The sequence below is a fragment of the Actinomadura scrupuli genome (assembly GCF_050971785.1).
In the GTDB taxonomy this organism is placed as follows: Bacteria; Actinomycetota; Actinomycetes; order Streptosporangiales; family Streptosporangiaceae; genus Actinomadura_E; species Actinomadura_E scrupuli.
This window is the reverse complement of record NZ_JBPCCU010000003.1, coordinates 1-19606: the sequence shown is the minus strand read 5'-3', so window position 1 is coordinate 19606 and position 19606 is coordinate 1. Positions and strand designations below refer to the sequence as shown.

The window sequence follows — 19606 nt, the reverse complement described above, 5'->3', positions numbered from 1 at the left end:
CACGATCGGTCAGCACGATCGATCAGCACGGTTTCAGCATTGGCCGTCGGCGAGGATCCAGTAGCCGGGACCGGTCTGCTTGAGCGTGTGCGTGGTGAAGGTGTTCCACAGGCCCATCGCGTCATTGGACCCGTTGGCGTAGGTGGAGCCGCCCGACTGGTGGGCCCGCCCCGCCGTGGTGTGCGCGTAGTTGCTGGCCGTCGCGCAGACCGCGCCCGGCGTGGGGGTGGGCGTCGGGGTCACGGTCGGCGTGGGGGTCGGCGTCTGGGTGGGAGGCGGTCCCGAGCCCTCCAGCCCGAAGAACTGGGCGTCGCGGTAGGCCGAGCAGATGGTGTCCAGGAAGTAGGCGCCGGCGGTGCCGCACTGGTCGACGGCGCCGCCCGGGTGGACCGGGGTGCCATGGCCGGCGTTGGCGATCTTGTAGAGGCGGACGGCGTCGTCGCCGTACTTCTCGAGGGTGACACCGCCGGGCAGGCTCTCGGTCGAGGCCGGGGACGAGGAGACGCCGAGCACGTTGGTGAACTGGTCGCGCAGTTCCAGCCCGTTCTTGGGGACGACGACGGCGTCGGACTGGCCGTGCCAGATCGAGACCCGGGGACGCGGGCCGGAGTAGCCGGAGTAGGCGGCCCGGACCAGGTCGCCCCACGCCTGCGGGGTCTTGTCGACGCCGGAGTACTGGCAGGTGTAGGTGGCGTCCGGCGGGGAGCAGCGGTAGGGCAGGCCGGACACCACCGACCCGGCGGCGAACAGGTCGGGGTAGGTGGCGAGCATGACGGCGGTCATCGCGCCGCCCGCCGACAGGCCGGTGATGTAGATCCTGCGCGGGTCGAGGTGGTAGGTGCTGGTGGCGTAGCCGACCATCTGCGCGATGGACAGGGCCTGGCCCTGACCCCGCGTGATGTGCGCCTCCTGGAACCACTGGAAGCAGTTCGGCGGATAGGCCGAGGAGTCGATCCGCTCGGGGAAGACCACCGCGAAGTGGTACAGGTCGGCGTACTTCTTCCACCCGGAGTTGGTGTAGTAGTCGTTGGCGGTCTGTGTGCAGCCGTGCAGGGCCACCACGGCCGGTGCGCCGTCGGGCAGTCCGTCGGGCCGGTAGACCCACATGTTCAGGCCACCGGGGTTGGACCCGAACCCGGTCACCTTGGTGAGGGTGGCGGCATTGGCCGGGCTGGAGGCGAGCCCGACCGCCGCGACCAGCGACAGCGTGCCCAGCGACAGGGCGAGCAGGATGCGCAGGAACCGTTTCACCGATCCGCTCCTTCCAAGCGGGGACCGATGGTGCGGGGGACCCGGAGGCAGGGGTGGTGTGACGCGGGTCACCCCATCGGTCTCCGGCAGGCTAGAAGCGGGCTCCCGGCCATGAAATGTGGGACGTGCCCACATTCCCCCGGCCGCCTGTGGCGGCCCCGTCAAGCACGCGGGTCCGGCGGGCCGGTCCGGTGCCCGGCTCAGGTTGGTGGGGAGGGCTCGCGGCCGGCGGCGGATGCGGGCGGGGCCACGGGAGGTGTGCATACTGTGCGGCATACATCCGATGTCCGGGGGAGAACGCCATGGCCGTCACGGACGAAGCGATCGAGCAGATCAAACAGATGATCGTCTCCGGCCGGCTCCGGCCCGGCCAGCGACTGCCCAAAGAAGCCGACCTCGCCGCCCAGCTCGGCCTCTCACGCAACTCACTGCGCGAAGCGGTCAAAGCCCTGTCCCTCATACGCGTCCTCGACGTACGCCAAGGCGACGGCACCTACGTCACCAGCCTCGAACCCGCCCTCCTGCTCGACGCCCTCAGCTTCGTCGTCGACGTCCACCACGACTCCTCCGTACTGGAGTTCTTCCAAGTCCGCCGCATCCTCGAACCCGAAGCCGTCGCCATGGCCACCACCCGCATCACCGACACCCAGATCGAATCACTGCGCACCCACCTCACCCAGGTCACCGCCGAATCCACCACCGACGAACTCGTCACCAACGACCTGGAATTCCACCGCACCATCACCGAAGCATCCGGCAACACCGTCCTGTGCTCACTACTGGAAAGCCTCGCAGGACCCACCATGCGCGGCCGGATCTGGCGCGGCCTGACCCAGGAAGGCGCCTGGGAACGCACCCACACCGAACACCGCGCCATCCTCGACGCCATCGCCGACCGCCGGCCCGACGTCGCCCGCGCCTGGGCCACGGTCCACATCGCCGGCGTCGAACAATGGCTGCACAACGTGCTCTGATCCCGCCGGAGCCTCACCGGGCGGGCGCCGCGGCGGGCACCTCGGCGCCGTGATCAGCTCCGGTCCTTGGCGAAGGCGAGGAAGTCGCGGGCCACCGGCGGCAGCGGGCGGTGCGCGTGCACCAGGCCGATCGTGCGGGTGATGGAGGGCAGGAACGAGCGGACGATGACGCCCTCGGTGTCCTCGAGCTGGTTTCGGTACCAGAGCAGCGAACCCATGCCCGCCCGCACCCAGTCCAGCCAGGACCCGCGCTCGTCCGACTCGACGGCCGCCACCGGGCTCGCCCCGATCCGGGCCAGCATGGACTCCAGCTCGGCCCGGCGGGCGCCGCCCTTGGCGGGCATGACCAGCCGCATGCCGTCGAGCGCGCGCAGCGGCACCGGATCACGGAGCCGGAGCCCGGGCGGCGAGATCAGCACGACCTCCCGCTGCTCGAACGGGTGCGCCGCGAGGTCTCCGGGCACCGGCAGGTCGGTGATGGCCAGGTCGGCCTGGCCGGTGCGGACCGCGGTGCCGACGGCCTCCCTGCCCTGGCACCGGACGACCCGTACCCGTACCGCGGGCTGGTCCCGGGAGAAGTGCGGCAGCAGCCTGCCGGTGAGCTCGGGCTCCAGGGTGGGCGCCGCCGCGATGCGCAGCTCGGTGCCGCGCCCGTTGCCGCGTGCCGCCGAGACCGCCTCGATGGCGTCGGTGGCGTCCAGGGCGATCCGGGCCTGCCGGACGACCTCCTCGCCCGCCACGGTGAGCACCACCCCCCGCCCGGACCGCGCGAACAGCTCGATCCCCAGCTCACGCTCGAGCTCGCGGATGGCCCGGGACAGCGCGGGCTGGGCGACATACAGGGCCTGCGCGGCCGACGTCATGGTCCCGTGGTCGGCGGTGGCGACCACATACCGCAGCTGCCGCAGATTCATGCATTGAAGGTATGACAACAAGCCGTACCGGTCTTGGACATAGCGGGAATCACCCCTCTGACATTGGGGAGTTATGGGGGGTTATCCCAAAGGTCGATGATGAGAGTTTTAGCAGTTACGTGGGCGAATACCCCGCGCCGCGAGGATTTGTGGTCACACTTCTCCCCTACCGTGATCATGCGGCCGGTGCGGCACCGGCCGCGTGATCACGGCGACGGGGTCAGGCGGACGACCCGGCGGGCAGTTCGGTGGCGTGCGCCTCCTTGACCACGTCCAGGTGATGCCAGGACTCCCGCAGCGTCGCGCCGCGGACCGTCCTGATCCCGTCGAGGGCCTCGACCAGCGCCTCCCTCGACGCGGCCTCCACCTGCCCGACGATGTCGTAGCGGCCGAACCCGAGGGCGAGGTAGCGCACGCCCTCCAGCCGGGCGACCTGTTCCGCCACCCGCCGGGCTCCCCCGGAGGTTCCCGAGACCGACAACCCGAAGCCGGCGAGCTCGGCCGAGCCCAGCGCGAGCGGGGCGGCCAGTCCCGTCACCTGGATGACGCCCGAGCGCATCAGCCGCACCACCCGGGCCCGGGTCGCGGCCTGCGACAGCCCGATGATCCCGGCCAGCCGGGTGTACGGCGCCCGGCCGTCGCGCTGCAGCTCGCGCAGCAACCGCCAGTCGATGTCGTCCAGGGTGACCTCGCCGAGCTCCCGGACGACCGAGTACGCGTCCCGCACCACCGAGACGGAGCGGAAGACCTCGGCGGCCCGTACGCCCGGAATCCGGCGGATCTCGTCCATCTCGCCGTCCAGCGCGTCGTCGTCACGGGCCCGTACCTCGGCGACGAGGGCGAAGCGCCCCGCGGTCACCGCGGCGAACCGCACCGCCGTGCGCTTGGCGATGGCCTGGCCGACACCCCGCGCTGCGCCGTCGACGAGGACCGAGACGTGCCCGATCGCCCCCGTGCCGACGACCTTGGAGTGGACGATGCCGACCACCCGGACGACCCCGGTCTCGAGGAGGCTCTGCACACGGGCCCGCACCGCCGTACGGGAGAGCCCGACGCGGTCGGCCAGCGCCTGGAACGTCGCCCGGCCATCACGCTGGAGCTCGCGGACGAGCACGGCGTCGACCGCATCCAACACGGGGATCCTCCTCGGCATGCACTGAATCGTTTGGTCACCGACTGCAAGATCATTCCATTTCCGGGGGGTTCACCGCGAAGTACGGATCTTGCTCGTGTTCGCGGTGCTGGGGGGCGATAGATGCGTCGGCGATCAGCCGCTGGGGCGACGATTGCTAAGGAGTGTCCACCGCTCCGGCACCTCTCCCCGGTGCCGGACGGGCACCCGGGCGGACCGCGTACCCGCGCACCGGACCACGCCGGAGCCTCTCCGTCGCACGAGCCCTCCGGCCCGGCAAGCCTGACCTGCATGCGCCTCTCCCGATGGTGAGCGAATGCCTCCAAGAGGGAGGCATACGTAAGAAAAGTGCAATGATGCCGCATTCACGTCAAGTAGCGACGCGAGAAAGCGCCAAATCTCACCCTCGCCGTCAGATCTCTCGCACCTGCCGGGTACTGACCGTCACGCCGGGCGGGTGATAACGCGCCCCGCGAACGGAACGGCGCCCTCCGCCACGCCCGCGAGCGCCCCGGAGCGCCGGCCCGCGGCCCGGCCGCCGACCGGCCGGTTCTGCGCACACCCGGGTATGGCACACAATTGAGGGTGGTCTTCGACCACGAATTCCCTTCATGTGATTGGTGTGGACAGCGGTGCGCCTGCTCAACGGTGAGAATCTCGCTCACGACCTCACGTACAACGACGTGTTCATGATCCCCGGCCGCTCCTCGGTGGGGTCCCGGCTCGAGGTGGACCTGTCCACGGCAGACGGCAGCGGCACGACCATCCCGCTGGTGGTCGCCAACATGACGGCCGTCTCGGGCCGCCGGATGGCCGAGACCGTCGCCCGGCGCGGCGGCCTCGCGGTCATCCCGCAGGACATCCCCATCGAGGTGGTGACCGGCGTCATCGACTGGGTGAAGAGCCGGCACCCCGTCTTCGACACCGCGATCACACTCGGGCCCGGCGCCACCGCGGGCGAGGCGCTCAGCCTGCTCTTCAAGCGCGCGCACGGCGCCGTCATCGTCGTGGAGGACGACCGGCCGGTCGGGGTCGTGACCGAGGCCGACTGCCACGGCGTGGACCGGTTCGCCAACCTGCGCGACATCATGTCCCGGGACCTGGTCACGCTGCCGGACTCCGTGGGCGCCCAGGAGGCCTTCGACCTCCTGCACGGGCGCGGGCACCGCCTCGCACCGGTCGTCGACCCGCAGGGCCGGCTGACCGGCATCCTCACCCGCAAGGCCGCGCTGCGCGCCACCCTGTACCAGCCCGCCGCCGACCCGGCCGGGCGGCTGCGGGTCGCCGTGGCGGTGGGGGTGAACGGTGACGTGGCGGGCCGGGCCAAGGCGCTGCTGGAGGCGGGCGCCGACCTGCTCGTGGTGGACACCGCGCACGGCCACCAGGACAAGATGGTGCACGCGCTGCGCCAGGTGCGCGGAACCGACCCCCAGGTGCCCGTCGTGGCGGGCAACGTCGTCACCGCCGAGGGCACCCGCGACCTCATCGACGCCGGCGCCGACATCGTCAAGGTCGGCGTGGGCCCGGGGGCGATGTGCACCACCCGGATGATGACGGGCGTGGGCCGCCCGCAGTTCTCCGCCGTGCTGGAGTGCGCCGCCGAGGCCCGGCGGCTGGGCCGGCAGGTCTGGGCCGACGGCGGGGTCCGCCACCCGCGCGACGTCGCCCTGGCGCTGGCCGCCGGAGCCGCCAACGTCATGGTGGGCTCCTGGTTCGCCGGGACCTACGAGTCCCCCGGCGACCTCCAGCGCACCGCCGACGGCCGGTCGTACAAGGAGAGTTTCGGCATGGCCTCCGCGCGGGCCGTCCGGCTGCGCACCTCCGAGGACTCCCCCTTCGAGCGCGCCCGTAAGGCGCTGTTCGAGGAGGGCATCTCGACCTCGCGGATGTTCCTGGACCCCGCGCGGCCGGGGGTCGAGGACCTCATCGACTCGATCGTGGCCGGGCTGCGCAGTTCCTGCACCTACGCGGGCGCCCGCACGCTCGAGGAGTTCCACGAGCGGGCCGTGGTCGGAGTGCAGAGCTCCTCCGGCTACGCCGAGGGAATGCCGCTCTCCACGAGCTGGTAGCCGCGCGACACCCCGGGAGTCCGCCGCCCTGGGCACCCCAGGCCTGACCGAAATGCATATGATAGGGGGGCGTGCGCGTGATGTCCTGACCGTTCACATTCGCTCGGTTTCGACGCAACCCGGACGACCATTTTTTTACGTCCGAAATAGGGGCTAAAGGGGCATTTTGCGTACGTGGGGGATCGGAGCGTACATGGGACGACTAGCCGTTGCGCGGCGCGACCGGGCGGAGCAGGGCAAACGCAGCCTGCCCCGGGCCCTGGGCCTGACCTTCGCGTCCGCGCTGGTCTGGGGCGTGGCGCACCTCGCCACCGGCCGCCGGATCGCCGGCGCGCTGCTCATGGCCGTGTTCGCGCTGCTGGTCGCCACCGTCGTCATCGCCGTCACGTCGTTCCAGGACGATCTGAAGATCATGGCCGTCAAGCCCGACTGGGTGACCGGAATCATGGTCTGCGCCGTCAGCGTCGGCCTGGTCTGGATCACCGTGGTGATCCGCTCGTTCCAGATCACCCGCCCGTCCGGGCTCGCCTTCCTGCCGAACGCCGGCGCGGGCGTCCTGGTCACCGTCCTGTGCGCCGCGATCGTCACGCCGTTCGTCGGGGTCGCCAAGTACGGCAACACCTACCAGGACGGGCTGACGCACATCTTCCAGACCGGCAGCGGCAGCAAGTCCGTGAACACCGACGACCCGTGGAACGGCCGGCGGCGGGTCAACATCCTGCTGCTGGGCGGGGACGCGGCCTACAACCGGGTGGGAGTCCGCACCGACAGCATGACCGTCGCGAGCATCGACACCCGCACCGGCAACACCGTCCTGCTCGGGCTGCCCCGCAACCTCGAGCACTTCCCGATGCCCCCGGGCCCGGCCCGCGAGCGCTTCCCCGCCGGGTTCACCGGCGACGGACCGCAGAACCCCGGCCTGCTGAACGAGGTCTTCGAGTACGCCGAGAACCACCCCGAGATCGTCCCGGGCATCGCCAAGGGCCGCCGCGGGCCCGAGCTGCTCACCAAGACGATCAGCGGGATCCTGCAGCAGCCCATCGACTACTACATCCTTGTCGACATGTTCGGCTTCGCCGACATCATCGACGCGATGGGCGGCGTCAAGATCAAGATCGACCGGCCGATCCCCTACGGCCGCGACGGCGGCGTGCTCAAGGCCGGCGACCGGACGCTGCATGGCAAGGAGGCCCTGTGGTACGGGCGCTCCCGGACCGACAGCGACGACTACACCCGGATGGGGCGGCAGAAGTGCCTGCTCCGGGCGGTCGCCAAGCAGGCGAACCCCGCCAAGGTGCTCACCCAGTTCGACCGGCTGGTCACCGCGGCCAAGCGGACCATCTCCACCGACATCCCGACGGCGCTGCTGCCCGCGTTGATCGAGCTGTCCGGTACGGTGAAGAAGGACGCCAAGATCGACAGCCTGTCGTTCGTGCCGCCGTTGATCCACACCGGGAACCCCGACTTCGCCGAGATCCGGTCCCTCACCGCCAAGGCGCTCGCCGACAGCGAGGGCAGGCCCTCCGCGTCCCCGAGCGCCGCGACCCCGTCCGTCACCGTCTCCCCCGGACCGGACTCGGCCGGCGCGGAACCGCGGACGCGTACGGGCGATCCGGCGGTGGGACCGCGGACCGTGTCCAAGAGCCCGGGCGGGCCGGCCGCCAAGCCGGTCTCGCTGGACTCCACCTGCCCGTCCTGAGCCGATGCGGTCTCGCCACCGGGTGCGCCTGGCCGCCAACCTGCTCAACCTGTCGACGCCGCTCGGCCTGCTCATCGCGCTGGCCGGGCGCTGCGAGATCCGCGGGGCCCGTGACGGCCTGATCATCTGCGACGGTTACCGGATGCCGCTTCCGGCCGCGCCGGCGTTCACGGTCGGCAACGTCCTGCTGTTCCGGGACGCCCGCGAGCTCGACGGCCGGCCGGAGCTGCTGGCCCACGAGGCCCGGCACGCCACCCAGTACGCGTTCTGCCTCGGCCCGGTGATGCTGGTGCTCTACCTGGCCTGCGCGGGCGTCTCGTTGCTGCTGAGCGGCTGCCACGCCTCCTACAACCCATTCGAGCGCCTGGCGGGCCTGGCCGACGGCGGATACGTCAAACGCCCCCTCCGCCGCCGCGACCTCCCGTGACCTACCGCCCGCACCCCCTCCCACACCTCCACTTCGTGATCATGCAATCGTTCGTCGATTGATTGCATGATCACGGAAGGGGGCGCGACGGGAGGGGAGGGTCAGAGGCGTTCGATGACGGTGACGTTGGCCTGGCCGCCGCCCTCGCACATCGTCTGCAGCCCGTACCGGCCGCCGGTGCGCTCCAGTTCGTGCAGCAGGCTCGTCATGAGCCGGGCGCCGGTGGCCCCGAGGGGGTGGCCCAGCGCGATCGCGCCGCCGTTGGGATTGGTCCTGGCCGGGTCGGCGCCGGTCTCCTTCAGCCACGCCAGGACGACGCTGGCGAAGGCCTCGTTGATCTCGATGACGTCGATGTCACCGATCGACATGCCGGACTTCTTGAGCGCGTGCGCGGTGGCGGGGATCGGCGCGCTGAGCATCCGGACCGGATCCTCGCCACGGGCGCTGAGGTGGTGGATCCGGGCCCGCGGGGTGAGGCCGTGGTCGCGCACGGCCTGCTCGGAGGCGATCAGCAGCGCCGCCGAGCCGTCGGAGATCTGCGAGGAGAGCGCCGCGGTGAGCCGCCCGCCCTCGACCAGCGTCTTCAGGCCCGCCATCTTCTCCAGGGTGGTGTCCCGGCGGGGCCCCTCGTCGGTGGTGATCCCCTCGTACGGGGCGATCTCGCGCTCGAACCTGCCCTCGTCGATCGCGCGGAGGGCGCGCCGGTGGCTCTCGAAGGCGAAGCGCTCCATGTCGGCACGGGAGATGTCCCAGTTCGAGGCGATCATCTCGGCCCCGTTGAACTGCGAGATCTCGGTGTCGCCGTAGCGGGCCTCCCAGCCCTTGGAACCCGCGAACGGCCCGGCGAACCCCAGCTCGACCCCGGCGATCATGGCGTACGCGATCGGGATCTTGGACATGTTCTGCACTCCCCCGGCCACCACCAGGTCGGCGGTGCCGCTGAGGACCGCCTGGGCGGCGAAGTGCACCGCCTGCTGGGACGAGCCGCACTGGCGGTCCACCGTCACCCCGGGGACCTCCTCGGGCAGCCCCGCGGCCAGCCAGGCGGTGCGCGCGATGTCGCCCGCCTGCGGGCCGACGGTGTCGACGCAGCCGAAGATCACGTCGTCGACCGCGGCGGCGTCGACGCCCGAGCGCTCGACCAGCGCCCTGAGCGAGTGCGCGCCGAGGTCCGCGGGATGCGCCTCGGCCAGCCCGCCGTTGCGCCGCCCGACCGGCGTGCGTACGGCCTCGACGATGTATGCCTCTGCCATGGGGTGCTCCTTGCCCTCGAAGAACGGCCGACCGGGCCGACGGCGGTACCGGCGGTGGCTATGCGTGCTGGCTGCTGACGGAGACGACCTCGCCCGTCATGTACGACGAGTAGTCGCAGGCGAGGAAGACGATGACGTTGGCGATCTCCCATGGCTCGGCGTAGCGGCCGAACGCCTCCCGCCGGGTGAGCTCGGCCAGCAGTTCCTCGCTGGTCACCTTGGCCAGATGGGGGTGCATGGCCAGGCTGGGCGAGACCGCGTTGACCCGGACGCCGTGCTCGGCGGCCTCCAGTGCCACGCAGCGGGTCAGCGCCATCACCCCGGCCTTGGCGGCGGCGTAGTGCGCCTGGCCGCGCTGCGCCCGCCATCCGATCACCGAGGCGTTGTTGACGATGACGCCGCCACCGCCCTGCGCCACCATCAGGCGCAGCGCCGCCCGGGTGCAGCGCATGGTGCCGTTCAGCGTCACGTCGAGCACCCGGTCCCACTGCTCGTCGGTCATGTCCACCAGGTCGGCGGTGCCGCCCAGTCCGGCGTTGTTGACCGCCACGTCGATCCGGCCGAACCGCTCGGCCGCCAGGTCGTACAGCGCCCGCACCTGGCCCTCGTCGGTCACGTCGCAGGCCTGCGCGGCCACCCGGTCCGCGCCGTGGGCGTCCGCGAGGGCCGCCAGCGACTCCTTGAGCCGCCGTTCGTGGGCGTCTCCGATGACGACCACGGCGCCCTCCTCCAGACAGCGCCGCGCGGTCGCGCCGCCGATGCCCGCACCGGCCGCCGCGGTGACCACGACGATCTTGTCCTTCAGCAGCCCGCGCCCCTCGGGGTACGGCGGCAGGGTCGGCACGCTCACCGGTCACTCCTCTGTCGGTCCGATGCCGGTAGCGTACCAAGCACTTGTTTGGGTGACGACGGCGCGGCCGCCGGGGATGTACGCGGCGCCGCGGGAAGGGGGGATCATTGGAGCAGCGGCTTCGAGCAGGGGAGGTGCCCGCGACGTGCCCAGAGTCATCGGCTTCGACGCCTTCCGGGTGGCGATGCCCCGCGCCCGGCGCCCGGTGAGCATCCTCGTCCGGCTCACCGCCGAGGACGGCGTGGCCGGCTGGGGCGAGGTCCGCTCCCCCGAGTCCGGCGACGCCACCTGGACCGAGATCGAGGAACGCATCGGCCCGGCCCTGCTCGGCGTCGACTGGGACCGGCCGGAGGACATCGCCGGGCTGGCCCAGCTGGCGGGCCGGCGGGCCGCCGCGGCCGTGGACATCGCCTGCTGGGACCTGTGGTGCCGGGGCCGGGGCGTGCCCGTGGCGCACGCCCTCGGCGGCACCCGCACCTCGGTGGTGACCGGGGCACGGCTGGGCACCGAGCCTCCGCTCGAATTGCTGGCCGGCCGGGTCAACCGCTACATCGGGGCCGGCTACGCCCGGATCACCCTGAACGTGCGGCCGGGCTGGGACGTCGAGCCGGTCCGCACGGTGCGGCTGGCCTACCCCGCGCTGGCCCTCCAGGTGGACGCCGGCAACGCCTACTCCGAGTCGCCCGAGGACCTCACCGCCCTGGAGGCGCTCGGCGCCTACGGGCTGCTGGCGATCGAGCGGCCCTTCGCGGGCGGCGACCTCGGCGCGCACACCCGGCTGCAGCGCCGCATCGACACCCCTGTCGCGCCCGGTCTCGGGGACCTGGACTCGCTCCAGGCCGCCATCGCCCAGGAGGCCGGCCGCGCGCTGAGCCTGCGCCTCGCCCGGTTCGGCGGGCTCACCGCGGCCCGCGCCGCGCACGACCTGGCCTACGCCGCCGGCTGGGACGTCTGGTGCACCGGCCCCGGCCCGTTCGGCATCGGGCAGGCCGCCGCGGTGGCGGTGGCCAGTCTGCCCGGCTGCACGCTGCCCAGCGACGTGAGCGAGATGGCCGGCGGCCCGCGGTTCGTGTCGCCGCCGGTGCGCTCCACCGGTGGCGTCGCCGCCGTCCCGCTCACCCAGCCGGGACTGGGCCACGACATCGACGAGGAGCTCATCGCCCGGCTGGCCGACCGCACCCTGCGCATCCCCGCCCTGTGAGCACCGCGCGGGTCCCGGGTCAGTAGGACTTGGGCAGCCCCAGGCTGTGCTGGGCGACGTAGTTGAGGATCATTTCCCGGCTGACCGGCGCGATGCGCATGAGCCGTACCGCGGTCAGCAGCACCCCGACGCCGTACTCGGTGGTGAGCCCGTTGCCGCCGTGGGTCTGCACGGCCTGGTCGACGCAGTGGACGGCCGCCTCACCGGCGGCGTACTTGGCCATGTTGGCGGCCTCGGCCGCGCCCATGTCGTCGCCGGAGTCGTACAGCCAGGCGGCCTTCTGCCCCATCAGCCGGGCCAGTTCCAGCTCCACCTTGCCGGCCGCGAGCGGATGCGCGAGGCCCTGGTGCGCGCCGATCGGCGTCCGGAACACCTGCCGCGTGTTGGCGTAGTCCACGGCCTTGGCCAGGGCCAGCCGGCCGATGCCCACGGCCATCGCCGTCGCCATGATCCGCTCCGGGTTGAGCCCGGCGAACAGCTGCAGCAGCCCGCCGTCCTCGTCCCCGACCAGCGCCTCGTACGGCAGCCGCACGTCGTCGAGATGGCAGACGAACTGCTTCTCCGGCGAGACGATCTCCATCTCGATGACCGTCCGGGTGAAGCCGGGCGCATCGGTCGGCACGATGAACAGCGACGGGCGCAGCGTGCCCTTCTGGTCCGCGGTGCGCGCGACGAACAGGACGGCGTCCGCCTCGTCGACCCCGGAGATGAACGTCTTCTGCCCGTTCAGCACCCAGCCGTCGCCGTCGCGCCGGGCCGTGGTGGTGATCCGGTGCGAGTTGGACCCGGCGTCCGGCTCGGTGATGGCGAAGGCCATCTTGACCGTGCCCTCCGCGAACCGCGGCAGCCAGTGCTTCTTCTGCTCCTCGGTGCCGGACCGGGCGATGATGGTGGCGCAGATCGCCGGGGAGACGACCATGAGCAGCAGCGGGCACCCGGCCGCGGCCAGTTCCTCGCAGACCGCCGCGAGGTCGCCGATGCCGCCTCCACCGCCGCCGTACTCCTCGGGCACGTTGACCCCGAGATACCCCAGCCGCCCCGCCTCCGCCCACAGCTCGTGGGTCTTGCCGCCGGTCTTGGCCTTCTCGATGTAGTACGACGTGCCGTACCCGGCGCCCAGCTCGGCCACCGCGGCCCGCAGCGCCCGGCGCTCCTCGGTCTCGACGAAGCTCATTCGGTGGACTCCTCCGCGCTGACGGCCGCCGTGGCCGTGCTCTGCTCTGCCGCCGGCTCGGCGGTGATGACGGCCAGGACGGCGCCCGTCTCGACCTGCTGGCCCTGCCGCACGTTCAGCTCCGCGACCACCCCGGCCACCGGAGCGGCGATCTGGTGCTCCATCTTCATCGCCTCCAGGACCACGAGCCGCTGACCGGCCACGACCCCGGCGCCCTGCTCGATCTCGACCCGCACGACCGTGCCGGGCATCGGGGCCAGCAGCGACCCGGGGGCCGCGCGGCCGCCCGGGTCGGGGAAGCGGGGCAGCGCCCGCAGCGTGACCGGCCCCAGGTCGGAGTCGACGAAGACCTCGTCACCGGCCACCGTGACCTCGAACCGCCGCTGCACTCCGGACGCCGCCAGCGTGACCTGCCGGCCGGCGCCCGCCGCGGTGTCCCCGGAGGGCACCAGTCGCACGCCGTCGTGGCCGTCGGCGCGCAGGCCGTCGCGGGTCAGGCGGTAGCCGACCTCGACCGGGCCGCCGGGGCCCTGGTAGCTCTTGCGCTGCGGCTGGGACGGCACGTTGCGCCAGCCGGACGGCAGCCCGCGCTGGACCGCCGCCGCGGCCCGGTTGGCCGCGGCGTCGGCGAGCGCGGCGGCCAGCGCCGACAGCCGCACGGCCTCCTCGTCCGCGAGCGGCGCGGCCAGCCCGGCCAGGTCGCCGCGGTCCAGATAGCCGGTGTCGGTCCGCCCGGCCAGGAAGCCCGGCTCGGCCAGGATGCGGGCCAGCAGGTCGCGGTTGGTGGCCAGGCCGTGGATCCGGGCGCCGCGCAGCGCCGCCGCCAGCCGCCGCGCCGCCGCCGTACGGGTCGGCGCCCAGGCGATGACCTTGGCCAGCATCGGGTCGTAGTGCGTCCCGACCTCGGCGCCGCCGCGCACCCCGCTGTCCAGGCGCAGCCCGTACGACTCCGGTACGCGGAACTCGGCGTCCACGCCCGGGACCTCGAAGGTGTGCAGGGTGCCCGTGGACGGCAGCCACTCCAGCGCCCCGTCCCCGACGGCGGGGCGCTCCGCGTAGAGCCGGGCCTCGATGGCGTGGCCACGCGGCTCGGGCGGCCGTGCGGGCAGCCGCACGCCCTCGGCGACCTCGATCTGCGACCGGACCAGATCCAGCCCGTACACGCACTCGGTGACCGGATGCTCGACCTGGAGCCGGGTGTTGATCTCGAGGAAGAGCGGGCGCCCGTCCGCGGTGACCATGAACTCGACGGTCCCGGCGCCCTCGTAGCCGATCGCCCGGGCCGCGTTCACCGCGGCGTCGCACAGCTCACCGCGCAGCGGGGGTTCCACCGCCGGGGACGGCGCCTCTTCGATGATCTTCTGGTGGCGGCGCTGGATCGAGCACTCCCGCTCCCCCAGCGCCCAGACCGTGCCGTACCGGTCGGCGAGGATCTGCACCTCGATGTGCCGGGCGCCCTCCAGCAGCGGCTCGCAGAACACCGTCGGGTCCGCGAACGCCGACTGTGCCTCGCGCTGCGCCGCGGCCACCGCGCCGGGCAGTTCACCGAGCGTGCGGACGACCCGCATGCCGCGCCCGCCGCCTCCCGCCGCGGCCTTGACCAGGATCGGCAGGTCCCGCTCGGTGACGGCGGCCGGGTCGAGCTCGGGCGGCACCGGCACTCCGGCGGCGGCCATCAGCTTCTTGGCCTCGATCTTGGAGCCCATCGCCGCGATGGCCGCGGGCGGCGGGCCGATCCAGGTGAGCCCGGCGTCGATGACCGCCTGCGCGAAGCCCGCGTGCTCCGACAGGAACCCGTACCCGGGGTGGATCGCGTCCGCCCCGGCGGCCCGCGCCGCGCTCAGCAGCAGGTCGCCCCGCAGGTAGGTCTCGCCCGGAGCCGCGCCCGGCAGCGGTACCCCCAGGTCGGCCTCGGCCACGTGCGGGGAGCCGGCGTCGGGATCGGAGAACACCGCGACGGTGCCGATCCCGAGATCACGGCAGGTCCGGAACACCCGGCGGGCGATCTCGCCCCGGTTGGCGACCAGCAGTTTGTTGATCATGCCCTCACATCCGGAAGACGCCGAAGCCGTCGGCTCCGGAGATCGGCGCGTTGTGGATCACGGACAGGCACAGCCCGAGGACGGTACGGGTGTCGCGCGGATCGATGACGCCGTCGTCGTAGAGCCGGCCGGACAGGAAGTACGGCATCGACTCGGCCTCGATCTGGCCCTCGACCAGCTCCCGCATCGCCGCGTCCTGGGTCTCGTCGTAGACCTGGCCGCGCGCCTGCGCGGCCTGCCGGCCGACGATGGACAGCACCCCGGCGAGCTGCTGCGGCCCCATCACCGCCGACTTGGCGCTCGGCCAGGTGAACAGGAAGCGCGGATCGTAGGCCCGGCCGCACATCCCGTAGTTGCCGGCGCCGTAGGACGCACCCATGATCAGCGAGATGTGCGGCACCGTGCTGTTGGCCACCGCGTTGATCATCAGGGCGCCGTGCTTGATGATGCCGCTCTGCTCGTACTCCCTGCCGACCATGTAGCCGGTGGTGTTGTGCAGGAACAGCAGCGGCGTGTCGCTCTGGTTGGCGAGCTGGATGAACTGCGCGGCCTTCTGCGCCTCCTGGCCGAACAGCACTCCCTGGGCGTTGGCCAGGACTCCCATCGGATAGCCGTGGATCCGGGTCCAGCCGGTGACCAGGCTGGTGCCGTACAGCGGCTTGAACTCGTCGAACTCACTGCCGTCCACGATCCGCGCGATGACCTCCCGCGGATCGAACGGGACCTTGAGATCCTCGGGGACGATGCCCGCGAGCTCCTCCTCGTCGTAGCGGGGGGCCTCGGCGGCACCGGGCCGCGGGCCCAGCCGGCGGTGGTTGAGGCGCCGGACGATCTGGCGCCCCAGCCGCAGCGCGTCCCGCTCGTCGGCGGCCATGTGGTCGGCCAGCCCGCTCTGCCGCGCGTGCATCTCGGCCCCGCCCAGCTCCTCGTCGCCGGACTCCTCGCCGGTCGCCATCTTCACCAGCGGCGGCCCGCCCAGGAACACCTTCGCGCGTTCCTTGACCATGACGACGTGGTCGCTCATGCCCGGGATGTACGCGCCGCCCGCGGTCGAGTTGCCGAAGACCAGCGCGATCGTGGGGATCCCCGCCGCCGACAGCCGGGTCAGGTCGCGGAACATCCGGCCGCCCGGAATGAAGATCTCCTTCTGGGTGGGCAGGTCCGCGCCGCCGGACTCGACCAGGTTGATGACGGGCAGCCGGTTCTCCAGTGCGATGTCGGAGGCCCGGAAGCTCTTCTTGACCGTCCACGGGTTGCTGGCACCGCCGCGCACCGTCGGATCATTGGCGACGATCATGCACTCGACGCCCTCGACCACGCCGATCCCCGTGATCACACTGGCACCGACCGGGAAGTCGGTGCCCCAGGCCGCCAGCGGGGAGAGCTCCAGGAACGGCGAGTCCGGATCCAGCAGCAGCTCGATGCGCTCGCGGGCGAGCAGCTTGCCGCGCCCCCGGTGCCGTTCCACGTACTTGTCACCACCGCCGGCCAGCGCCTTGGCGTGTTCCTGATCGAGCTCGGCCAGCTTGGCCAGCATGGCCGCGCGGCGGGCCTGGTAGTCGGCGCCCCGGGGATCCAGCGCGCTCTTGATCGGACTCACAGCAGCCCCTCCGGGATGTCGACGACGCGCGATCGCAGCCACTCCCCCAGGCCCTTGCCCTGGGGATCGAACCGCGTCGAGGCCGCGACCCCCTCCTGCAGCAGGCCCTCGATCACGAAGTTGACCGCTCTCAGCCGGGGCAGCACATGCCGGGTCACGCTCAGCTCCCGGGTCTCGGGAAGCAGTGACCTGACCCTGTCCTCGGTGAGGAAGTGCGCCAGCCACCGCCACTGCTCGTCCGTCCGGGCCCAGACCCCCAGGTTGGCGTCCCCGCCCTTGTCGCCGCTGCGCGCCCCGGCCACCGCGCCCAGCGGGGCCCTGCGGCTCGGTGCGTCCGGATCGTACGGCTCCGGCAGCGGGCCTCCCGGTTCCGGGCCCTGCGGCTGCGGGGTGCCGGCGGCCGGGTCCTGCGGCGGGATGGCGGCCTCGGTGCCGTCGGGCCGCACGGCGGTGTGGGCGATGTCGCGGGCGGGCACGAAGGCCGGGGTGTAGACGCCGTACGGGGTGCCGTCGCCGGGCGGGGTGGTCATCGTGAAGCCGGGGTAGCCGGCCAGCGCCAGTTCCACCGCCGCGCCGCTGAAGGCCCGGCCGACCACACGACGCTCGGGGTCCTTGACCGAGCAGCGCAGCAGTGCGCTCGCCTCCTGCTCGGTGCCGGCGTCCTCTCGGTCGGTGCGCGCCAGACTCCACTCCAGGTGCCGTGGGCGCTCCGCGAGCCCCTGCTCCAGCTGGGCCTTGACCCACCCGGCCTTGGCGTCGATGGCCAGGCCGGTCAGCACGAACGTCATCTCGTTGCGGAAGCCGCCGAGATGGTTGAGGCAGACCTTGGTGGTCGCGGGCGGCGGCTCGCCCCTCACCCCGCTGATCCGCACCCGGTCGGGGCCCTCCTGGGCCAGCTCGATCGAGTCGAAGCGGGTGGTGACATCAGGCCCGGGATAGCGCGGGCCGCCGATCTCGTACAGCAGCTGCGCGGTGACCGTCTCGGCCGTGACCGCTCCACCGGTGCCGGGGTGCTTGGTGATGACGCTGGAGCCGTCCCGGTCGATCTCCGCGATCGGAAAGCCCAGGGGCTTGCCGAAGCCCGGCGCCTTTACCTTGTAGATCTCTTCGAAGAAGGCGAAGTTCCCGCCGGTGGCCTGCGCGCCGCACTCCAGCACGTGCCCGGCGACGGTGGCGCCGGCGAGCGCGTCCCAGTCGTCACGCGCCCAGCCGAAGTGGGCGGCGGCGGGGCCGGTGACCAGCGACGCGTCCGTCACCCGGCCGGTCACCACCACGTCGGCACCGCTCCGCAGGCACTCGGCGATGCCCCAGGCCCCGAGGTAGGCGTTGGCGGTGAGCGGCCGCCCGTACGGCCCGTCCGCGAGCCCCAGCTCCTCGGCGCGCGGCAGCAGGTCGTCGCCCTCTACGTGAGCGATCGCCACGTCGAGGCCCAGCCTCCCCGCGAGCTCCCGCAGCCGGTCCGCCAGGCCCCGGGGATTGAGGCCGCCGGCGTTGGTCACGATCGCGGTGCCCCGGTCCCGGGCCAGGCCCAGGCAGTCCTCCATCTGGCGCAGGAACGTCGTGGCGTATCCGCCGCCCGGATCCTTCATCCGGCCACGGCCGAGGATGAGCATCGTCAGCTCGGCGAGATAGTCGCCGGTGAGCACGTCGAGCGGTCCGCCCTCCAGCATCTCCCGGACGGCCGTGAAGCGATCGCCGTAGAAGCCCGACGCGTTGCCGATCCGCAACGGCGCCGTTCGGTCTGATCCCATGCGTGCACCCTGTCAGCCGGGGAAGAAGAAATCAATCGCGCTTGATTGTTTTCTTGACGGGCGGGTGCTTGACTGGTGGCCTCATGACCGCCCAGGCCTCCTTCCGCGAACCCCAGCAGGACCGCAGCCGCGCCACCCGGCAGCGGCTGCTGGAAGCCGCCATCGGCTGTCTGGCCTCCGTGGGCTGGGGCGGCACGACCGTCGCGGTGGTGGCCGAGCGGGCCGGCGTCTCCCGGGGAGCCGCCCAGCACCACTTCCGCACCCGCGAGGAGCTGGTCACCGCGGCCGTCGAGTACGGCACCGAGGTGCGGCTGGAGCACCTCCGGCGACAGCTCGGGGACCTGACCTCGCCCCGGCTCAGCACGCTGGAGGTCCTGACGCTGCTGGCGGAGATCTTCACCAGCCCGCTGTTCCGGGCGTCCCTGCAGCTGTGGGTCGCGGCCAGCTCCGACCCCGCCCTGCGCGACCAGGTGCTCCCCCTGGAGGCCCGCGTGGGCAGAGAGGCCCACCGCGCCACCGTCGAGATCCTCGGCGCCGACGAAAGCCTGCCCGGCGTACGGGAGAGCGTGCAGGCCACCCTGGACCTGGTCCGCGGGCTCGGGCTCGCCGACCTGCTCACCGACGACTCGGCCCGCCGCGGCCGGCTGCTCGCCCAGTGGGCCCGCCTCCTCGACGGCGCGCTCCACCCGCCTTCCTGAGCGGACCGGCCGTCCCCTCGCCGCGCCGCCGTCATGGGATGCCGGCAATGGCGTGCGTGCGTGCGCGCGATGAACGTGCAGGGAAACGGGCTGGGGTAATGGTGTGGTGGTATTGGTGTGGGAATGCGAACGGCCCCCACCGGTGTGGTGGGGGCCGTTCGTGAGGGTGTGTCCGGCGGTGTCCTACTCTCCCACACAGTCTCCCGTGCAGTACCATCGGCGCTGAAGGGCTTAACTTCCGGGTTCGGGATGGGACCGGGTGTTTCCCCTTCGCTAAAACCACCGGAACGTGGTGCTCAACACCCACCGGGGTGGGGTTGAAGTTTCCGGAGCGCAAAGGCTCTTCGATTCAGTTATGTGTGCGGTCGGCCGGCCCTGTTGGGGGGTGTGGCTGTTGGTTGGGAACCGCACAGGGACGCGAGCATGTGCTCTTCGTTTCGCTTGAAGTGTTTGTGGTGTGTTCAAGCCGCTCGGCCTATTAGTACCAGTCAACTCCACACCTTACGGTGCTTCCATTTCTGGCCTATCAACCCAGTGGTCTAGCTGGGGGCCTTACACCCCTCGAAGGGGG

At 72.1% G+C, this 19606-nt stretch carries 15 protein-coding genes and 2 rRNA genes; 6 read left to right on the top strand and 11 right to left on the bottom strand.

Features of this window, described 5'->3' with window-relative positions; translation table 11 throughout:
- Positions 1 to 33 precede the first annotated feature (33 nt).
- Positions 34 to 1251 carry an extracellular catalytic domain type 1 short-chain-length polyhydroxyalkanoate depolymerase gene (locus tag ACRYCC_RS14440; protein WP_433812235.1) on the bottom strand — a complete coding sequence of 406 codons (1218 nt, stop codon included), beginning with the start codon at positions 1249 to 1251 and terminating at the stop codon, positions 34 to 36.
- Positions 1252 to 1553: 302 nt separating this feature from the next.
- Here ACRYCC_RS14440 and ACRYCC_RS14435 point away from each other — a divergent pair, with 302 nt between their 5' ends.
- Positions 1554 to 2225, top strand: a complete 672-nt coding sequence (locus tag ACRYCC_RS14435; RefSeq protein ID WP_433812233.1) for a FadR/GntR family transcriptional regulator — start codon at positions 1554 to 1556, stop codon at positions 2223 to 2225.
- A gap of 53 nt (positions 2226 to 2278) precedes the next feature.
- Here the strand turns inward: ACRYCC_RS14435 and ACRYCC_RS14430 are convergent, their stop codons facing one another.
- Together ACRYCC_RS14430 and ACRYCC_RS14425 are read right to left on the bottom strand one after the other, a co-directional pair.
- Complete coding sequence (locus ACRYCC_RS14430; RefSeq protein WP_433812231.1) at positions 2279 to 3139, bottom strand: LysR family transcriptional regulator; 861 nt, start codon at positions 3137 to 3139, stop codon at positions 2279 to 2281.
- Positions 3140 to 3359: 220 nt separating this feature from the next.
- A complete protein-coding gene (locus ACRYCC_RS14425; protein WP_433812229.1) occupies positions 3360 to 4274 on the bottom strand; it encodes an Lrp/AsnC family transcriptional regulator in 915 nt (304 codons plus the stop codon).
- A 629-nt stretch (positions 4275 to 4903) separates the two neighbouring features.
- Between ACRYCC_RS14425 and ACRYCC_RS14420 the strand changes: the two genes are divergently transcribed.
- From ACRYCC_RS14420 to ACRYCC_RS14410, 3 genes are all read left to right on the top strand, one after another.
- On the top strand, positions 4904 to 6340 hold the full coding sequence (locus tag ACRYCC_RS14420; RefSeq protein ID WP_433813881.1) for a GuaB1 family IMP dehydrogenase-related protein: 1437 nt from the start codon (positions 4904 to 4906) through the stop codon (positions 6338 to 6340).
- A gap of 193 nt (positions 6341 to 6533) precedes the next feature.
- On the top strand, positions 6534 to 8039 hold the full coding sequence (locus ACRYCC_RS14415) for an LCP family protein (protein WP_433812227.1): 1506 nt from the start codon (positions 6534 to 6536) through the stop codon (positions 8037 to 8039).
- A 4-nt stretch (positions 8040 to 8043) separates the two neighbouring features.
- Positions 8044 to 8466: a hypothetical protein gene (locus tag ACRYCC_RS14410; RefSeq protein ID WP_433812225.1), complete on the top strand. Its 423-nt coding sequence runs from the start codon at positions 8044 to 8046 to the stop codon at positions 8464 to 8466.
- A 101-nt stretch (positions 8467 to 8567) separates the two neighbouring features.
- On the opposite strand, the gene ACRYCC_RS14405 is transcribed toward ACRYCC_RS14410, so the two are convergent.
- Both ACRYCC_RS14405 and ACRYCC_RS14400 read right to left on the bottom strand, forming a co-directional pair.
- Entirely contained in the window at positions 8568 to 9719 is a 1152-nt protein-coding gene (locus ACRYCC_RS14405; RefSeq protein WP_433812223.1) for an acetyl-CoA C-acetyltransferase, read from the bottom strand.
- Positions 9720 to 9777: 58 nt separating this feature from the next.
- On the bottom strand, positions 9778 to 10563 hold the full coding sequence (locus tag ACRYCC_RS14400; protein WP_433813880.1) for an SDR family oxidoreductase: 786 nt from the start codon (positions 10561 to 10563) through the stop codon (positions 9778 to 9780).
- Between the two features lie 151 nt (positions 10564 to 10714).
- On the opposite strand from ACRYCC_RS14400, the gene ACRYCC_RS14395 reads away from it, so the two are divergent.
- Entirely contained in the window at positions 10715 to 11770 is a 1056-nt protein-coding gene (locus ACRYCC_RS14395; RefSeq protein WP_433812221.1) for an enolase C-terminal domain-like protein, read from the top strand.
- Positions 11771 to 11789: 19 nt separating this feature from the next.
- Here ACRYCC_RS14395 and ACRYCC_RS14390 read toward each other — a convergent pair whose 3' ends face one another.
- Genes ACRYCC_RS14390 through ACRYCC_RS14375 form a run of 4 tightly spaced genes read right to left on the bottom strand, consistent with a single transcriptional unit; the run spans position 11790 to position 18337 of the window.
- Positions 11790 to 12944 carry an acyl-CoA dehydrogenase family protein gene (locus tag ACRYCC_RS14390; RefSeq protein WP_433812220.1) on the bottom strand — a complete coding sequence of 385 codons (1155 nt, stop codon included), beginning with the start codon at positions 12942 to 12944 and terminating at the stop codon, positions 11790 to 11792.
- Positions 12941 to 14986 carry an acetyl/propionyl/methylcrotonyl-CoA carboxylase subunit alpha gene (locus ACRYCC_RS14385; protein WP_433812218.1) on the bottom strand — a complete coding sequence of 682 codons (2046 nt, stop codon included), beginning with the start codon at positions 14984 to 14986 and terminating at the stop codon, positions 12941 to 12943. Before ACRYCC_RS14385 ends, ACRYCC_RS14390 begins: the two co-directional genes overlap by 4 nt.
- A 4-nt stretch (positions 14987 to 14990) precedes the next feature.
- Positions 14991 to 16577 carry an acyl-CoA carboxylase subunit beta gene (locus ACRYCC_RS14380; protein WP_433813879.1) on the bottom strand — a complete coding sequence of 529 codons (1587 nt, stop codon included), beginning with the start codon at positions 16575 to 16577 and terminating at the stop codon, positions 14991 to 14993.
- Between the two features lie 5 nt (positions 16578 to 16582).
- On the bottom strand, positions 16583 to 18337 hold the full coding sequence (locus ACRYCC_RS14375) for an acyclic terpene utilization AtuA family protein (protein ID WP_433812216.1): 1755 nt from the start codon (positions 18335 to 18337) through the stop codon (positions 16583 to 16585).
- 83 nt (positions 18338 to 18420) lie between these two features.
- On the opposite strand from ACRYCC_RS14375, the gene ACRYCC_RS14370 reads away from it, so the two are divergent.
- Positions 18421 to 19035: a TetR/AcrR family transcriptional regulator gene (locus ACRYCC_RS14370; RefSeq protein WP_433812214.1), complete on the top strand. Its 615-nt coding sequence runs from the start codon at positions 18421 to 18423 to the stop codon at positions 19033 to 19035.
- A 170-nt stretch (positions 19036 to 19205) separates the two neighbouring features.
- Here ACRYCC_RS14370 and rrf read toward each other — a convergent pair.
- Positions 19206 to 19322: ribosomal RNA gene (gene rrf, locus ACRYCC_RS14365) — 5S ribosomal RNA — on the bottom strand.
- Positions 19323 to 19492: 170 nt separating this feature from the next.
- Positions 19493 to 19606: ribosomal RNA gene (locus ACRYCC_RS14360) — 23S ribosomal RNA — on the bottom strand; the annotation flags it as partial.

What these genes read in the sequence shown, in the direction of transcription:
- ACRYCC_RS14435 (WP_433812233.1), top strand. Translation starts at nt 1,554, where the DNA reads ATGGCCGTCACGGACGAAGCGATCGAGCAGATCAAACAGATGATCGTC.
- ACRYCC_RS14430 (WP_433812231.1), bottom strand. Translation starts at nt 3,139, where the DNA reads ATGAATCTGCGGCAGCTGCGGTATGTGGTCGCCACCGCCGACCACGGG.
- ACRYCC_RS14415 (WP_433812227.1), top strand. Translation starts at nt 6,534, where the DNA reads ATGGGACGACTAGCCGTTGCGCGGCGCGACCGGGCGGAGCAGGGCAAA.
- ACRYCC_RS14410 (WP_433812225.1), top strand. Translation starts at nt 8,044, where the DNA reads ATGCGGTCTCGCCACCGGGTGCGCCTGGCCGCCAACCTGCTCAACCTG.
- ACRYCC_RS14405 (WP_433812223.1), bottom strand. Translation starts at nt 9,719, where the DNA reads ATGGCAGAGGCATACATCGTCGAGGCCGTACGCACGCCGGTCGGGCGG.
- ACRYCC_RS14390 (WP_433812220.1), bottom strand. Translation starts at nt 12,944, where the DNA reads ATGAGCTTCGTCGAGACCGAGGAGCGCCGGGCGCTGCGGGCCGCGGTG.
- ACRYCC_RS14385 (WP_433812218.1), bottom strand. Translation starts at nt 14,986, where the DNA reads ATGATCAACAAACTGCTGGTCGCCAACCGGGGCGAGATCGCCCGCCGG.
- ACRYCC_RS14375 (WP_433812216.1), bottom strand. Translation starts at nt 18,337, where the DNA reads ATGGGATCAGACCGAACGGCGCCGTTGCGGATCGGCAACGCGTCGGGC.
- ACRYCC_RS14370 (WP_433812214.1), top strand. Translation starts at nt 18,421, where the DNA reads ATGACCGCCCAGGCCTCCTTCCGCGAACCCCAGCAGGACCGCAGCCGC.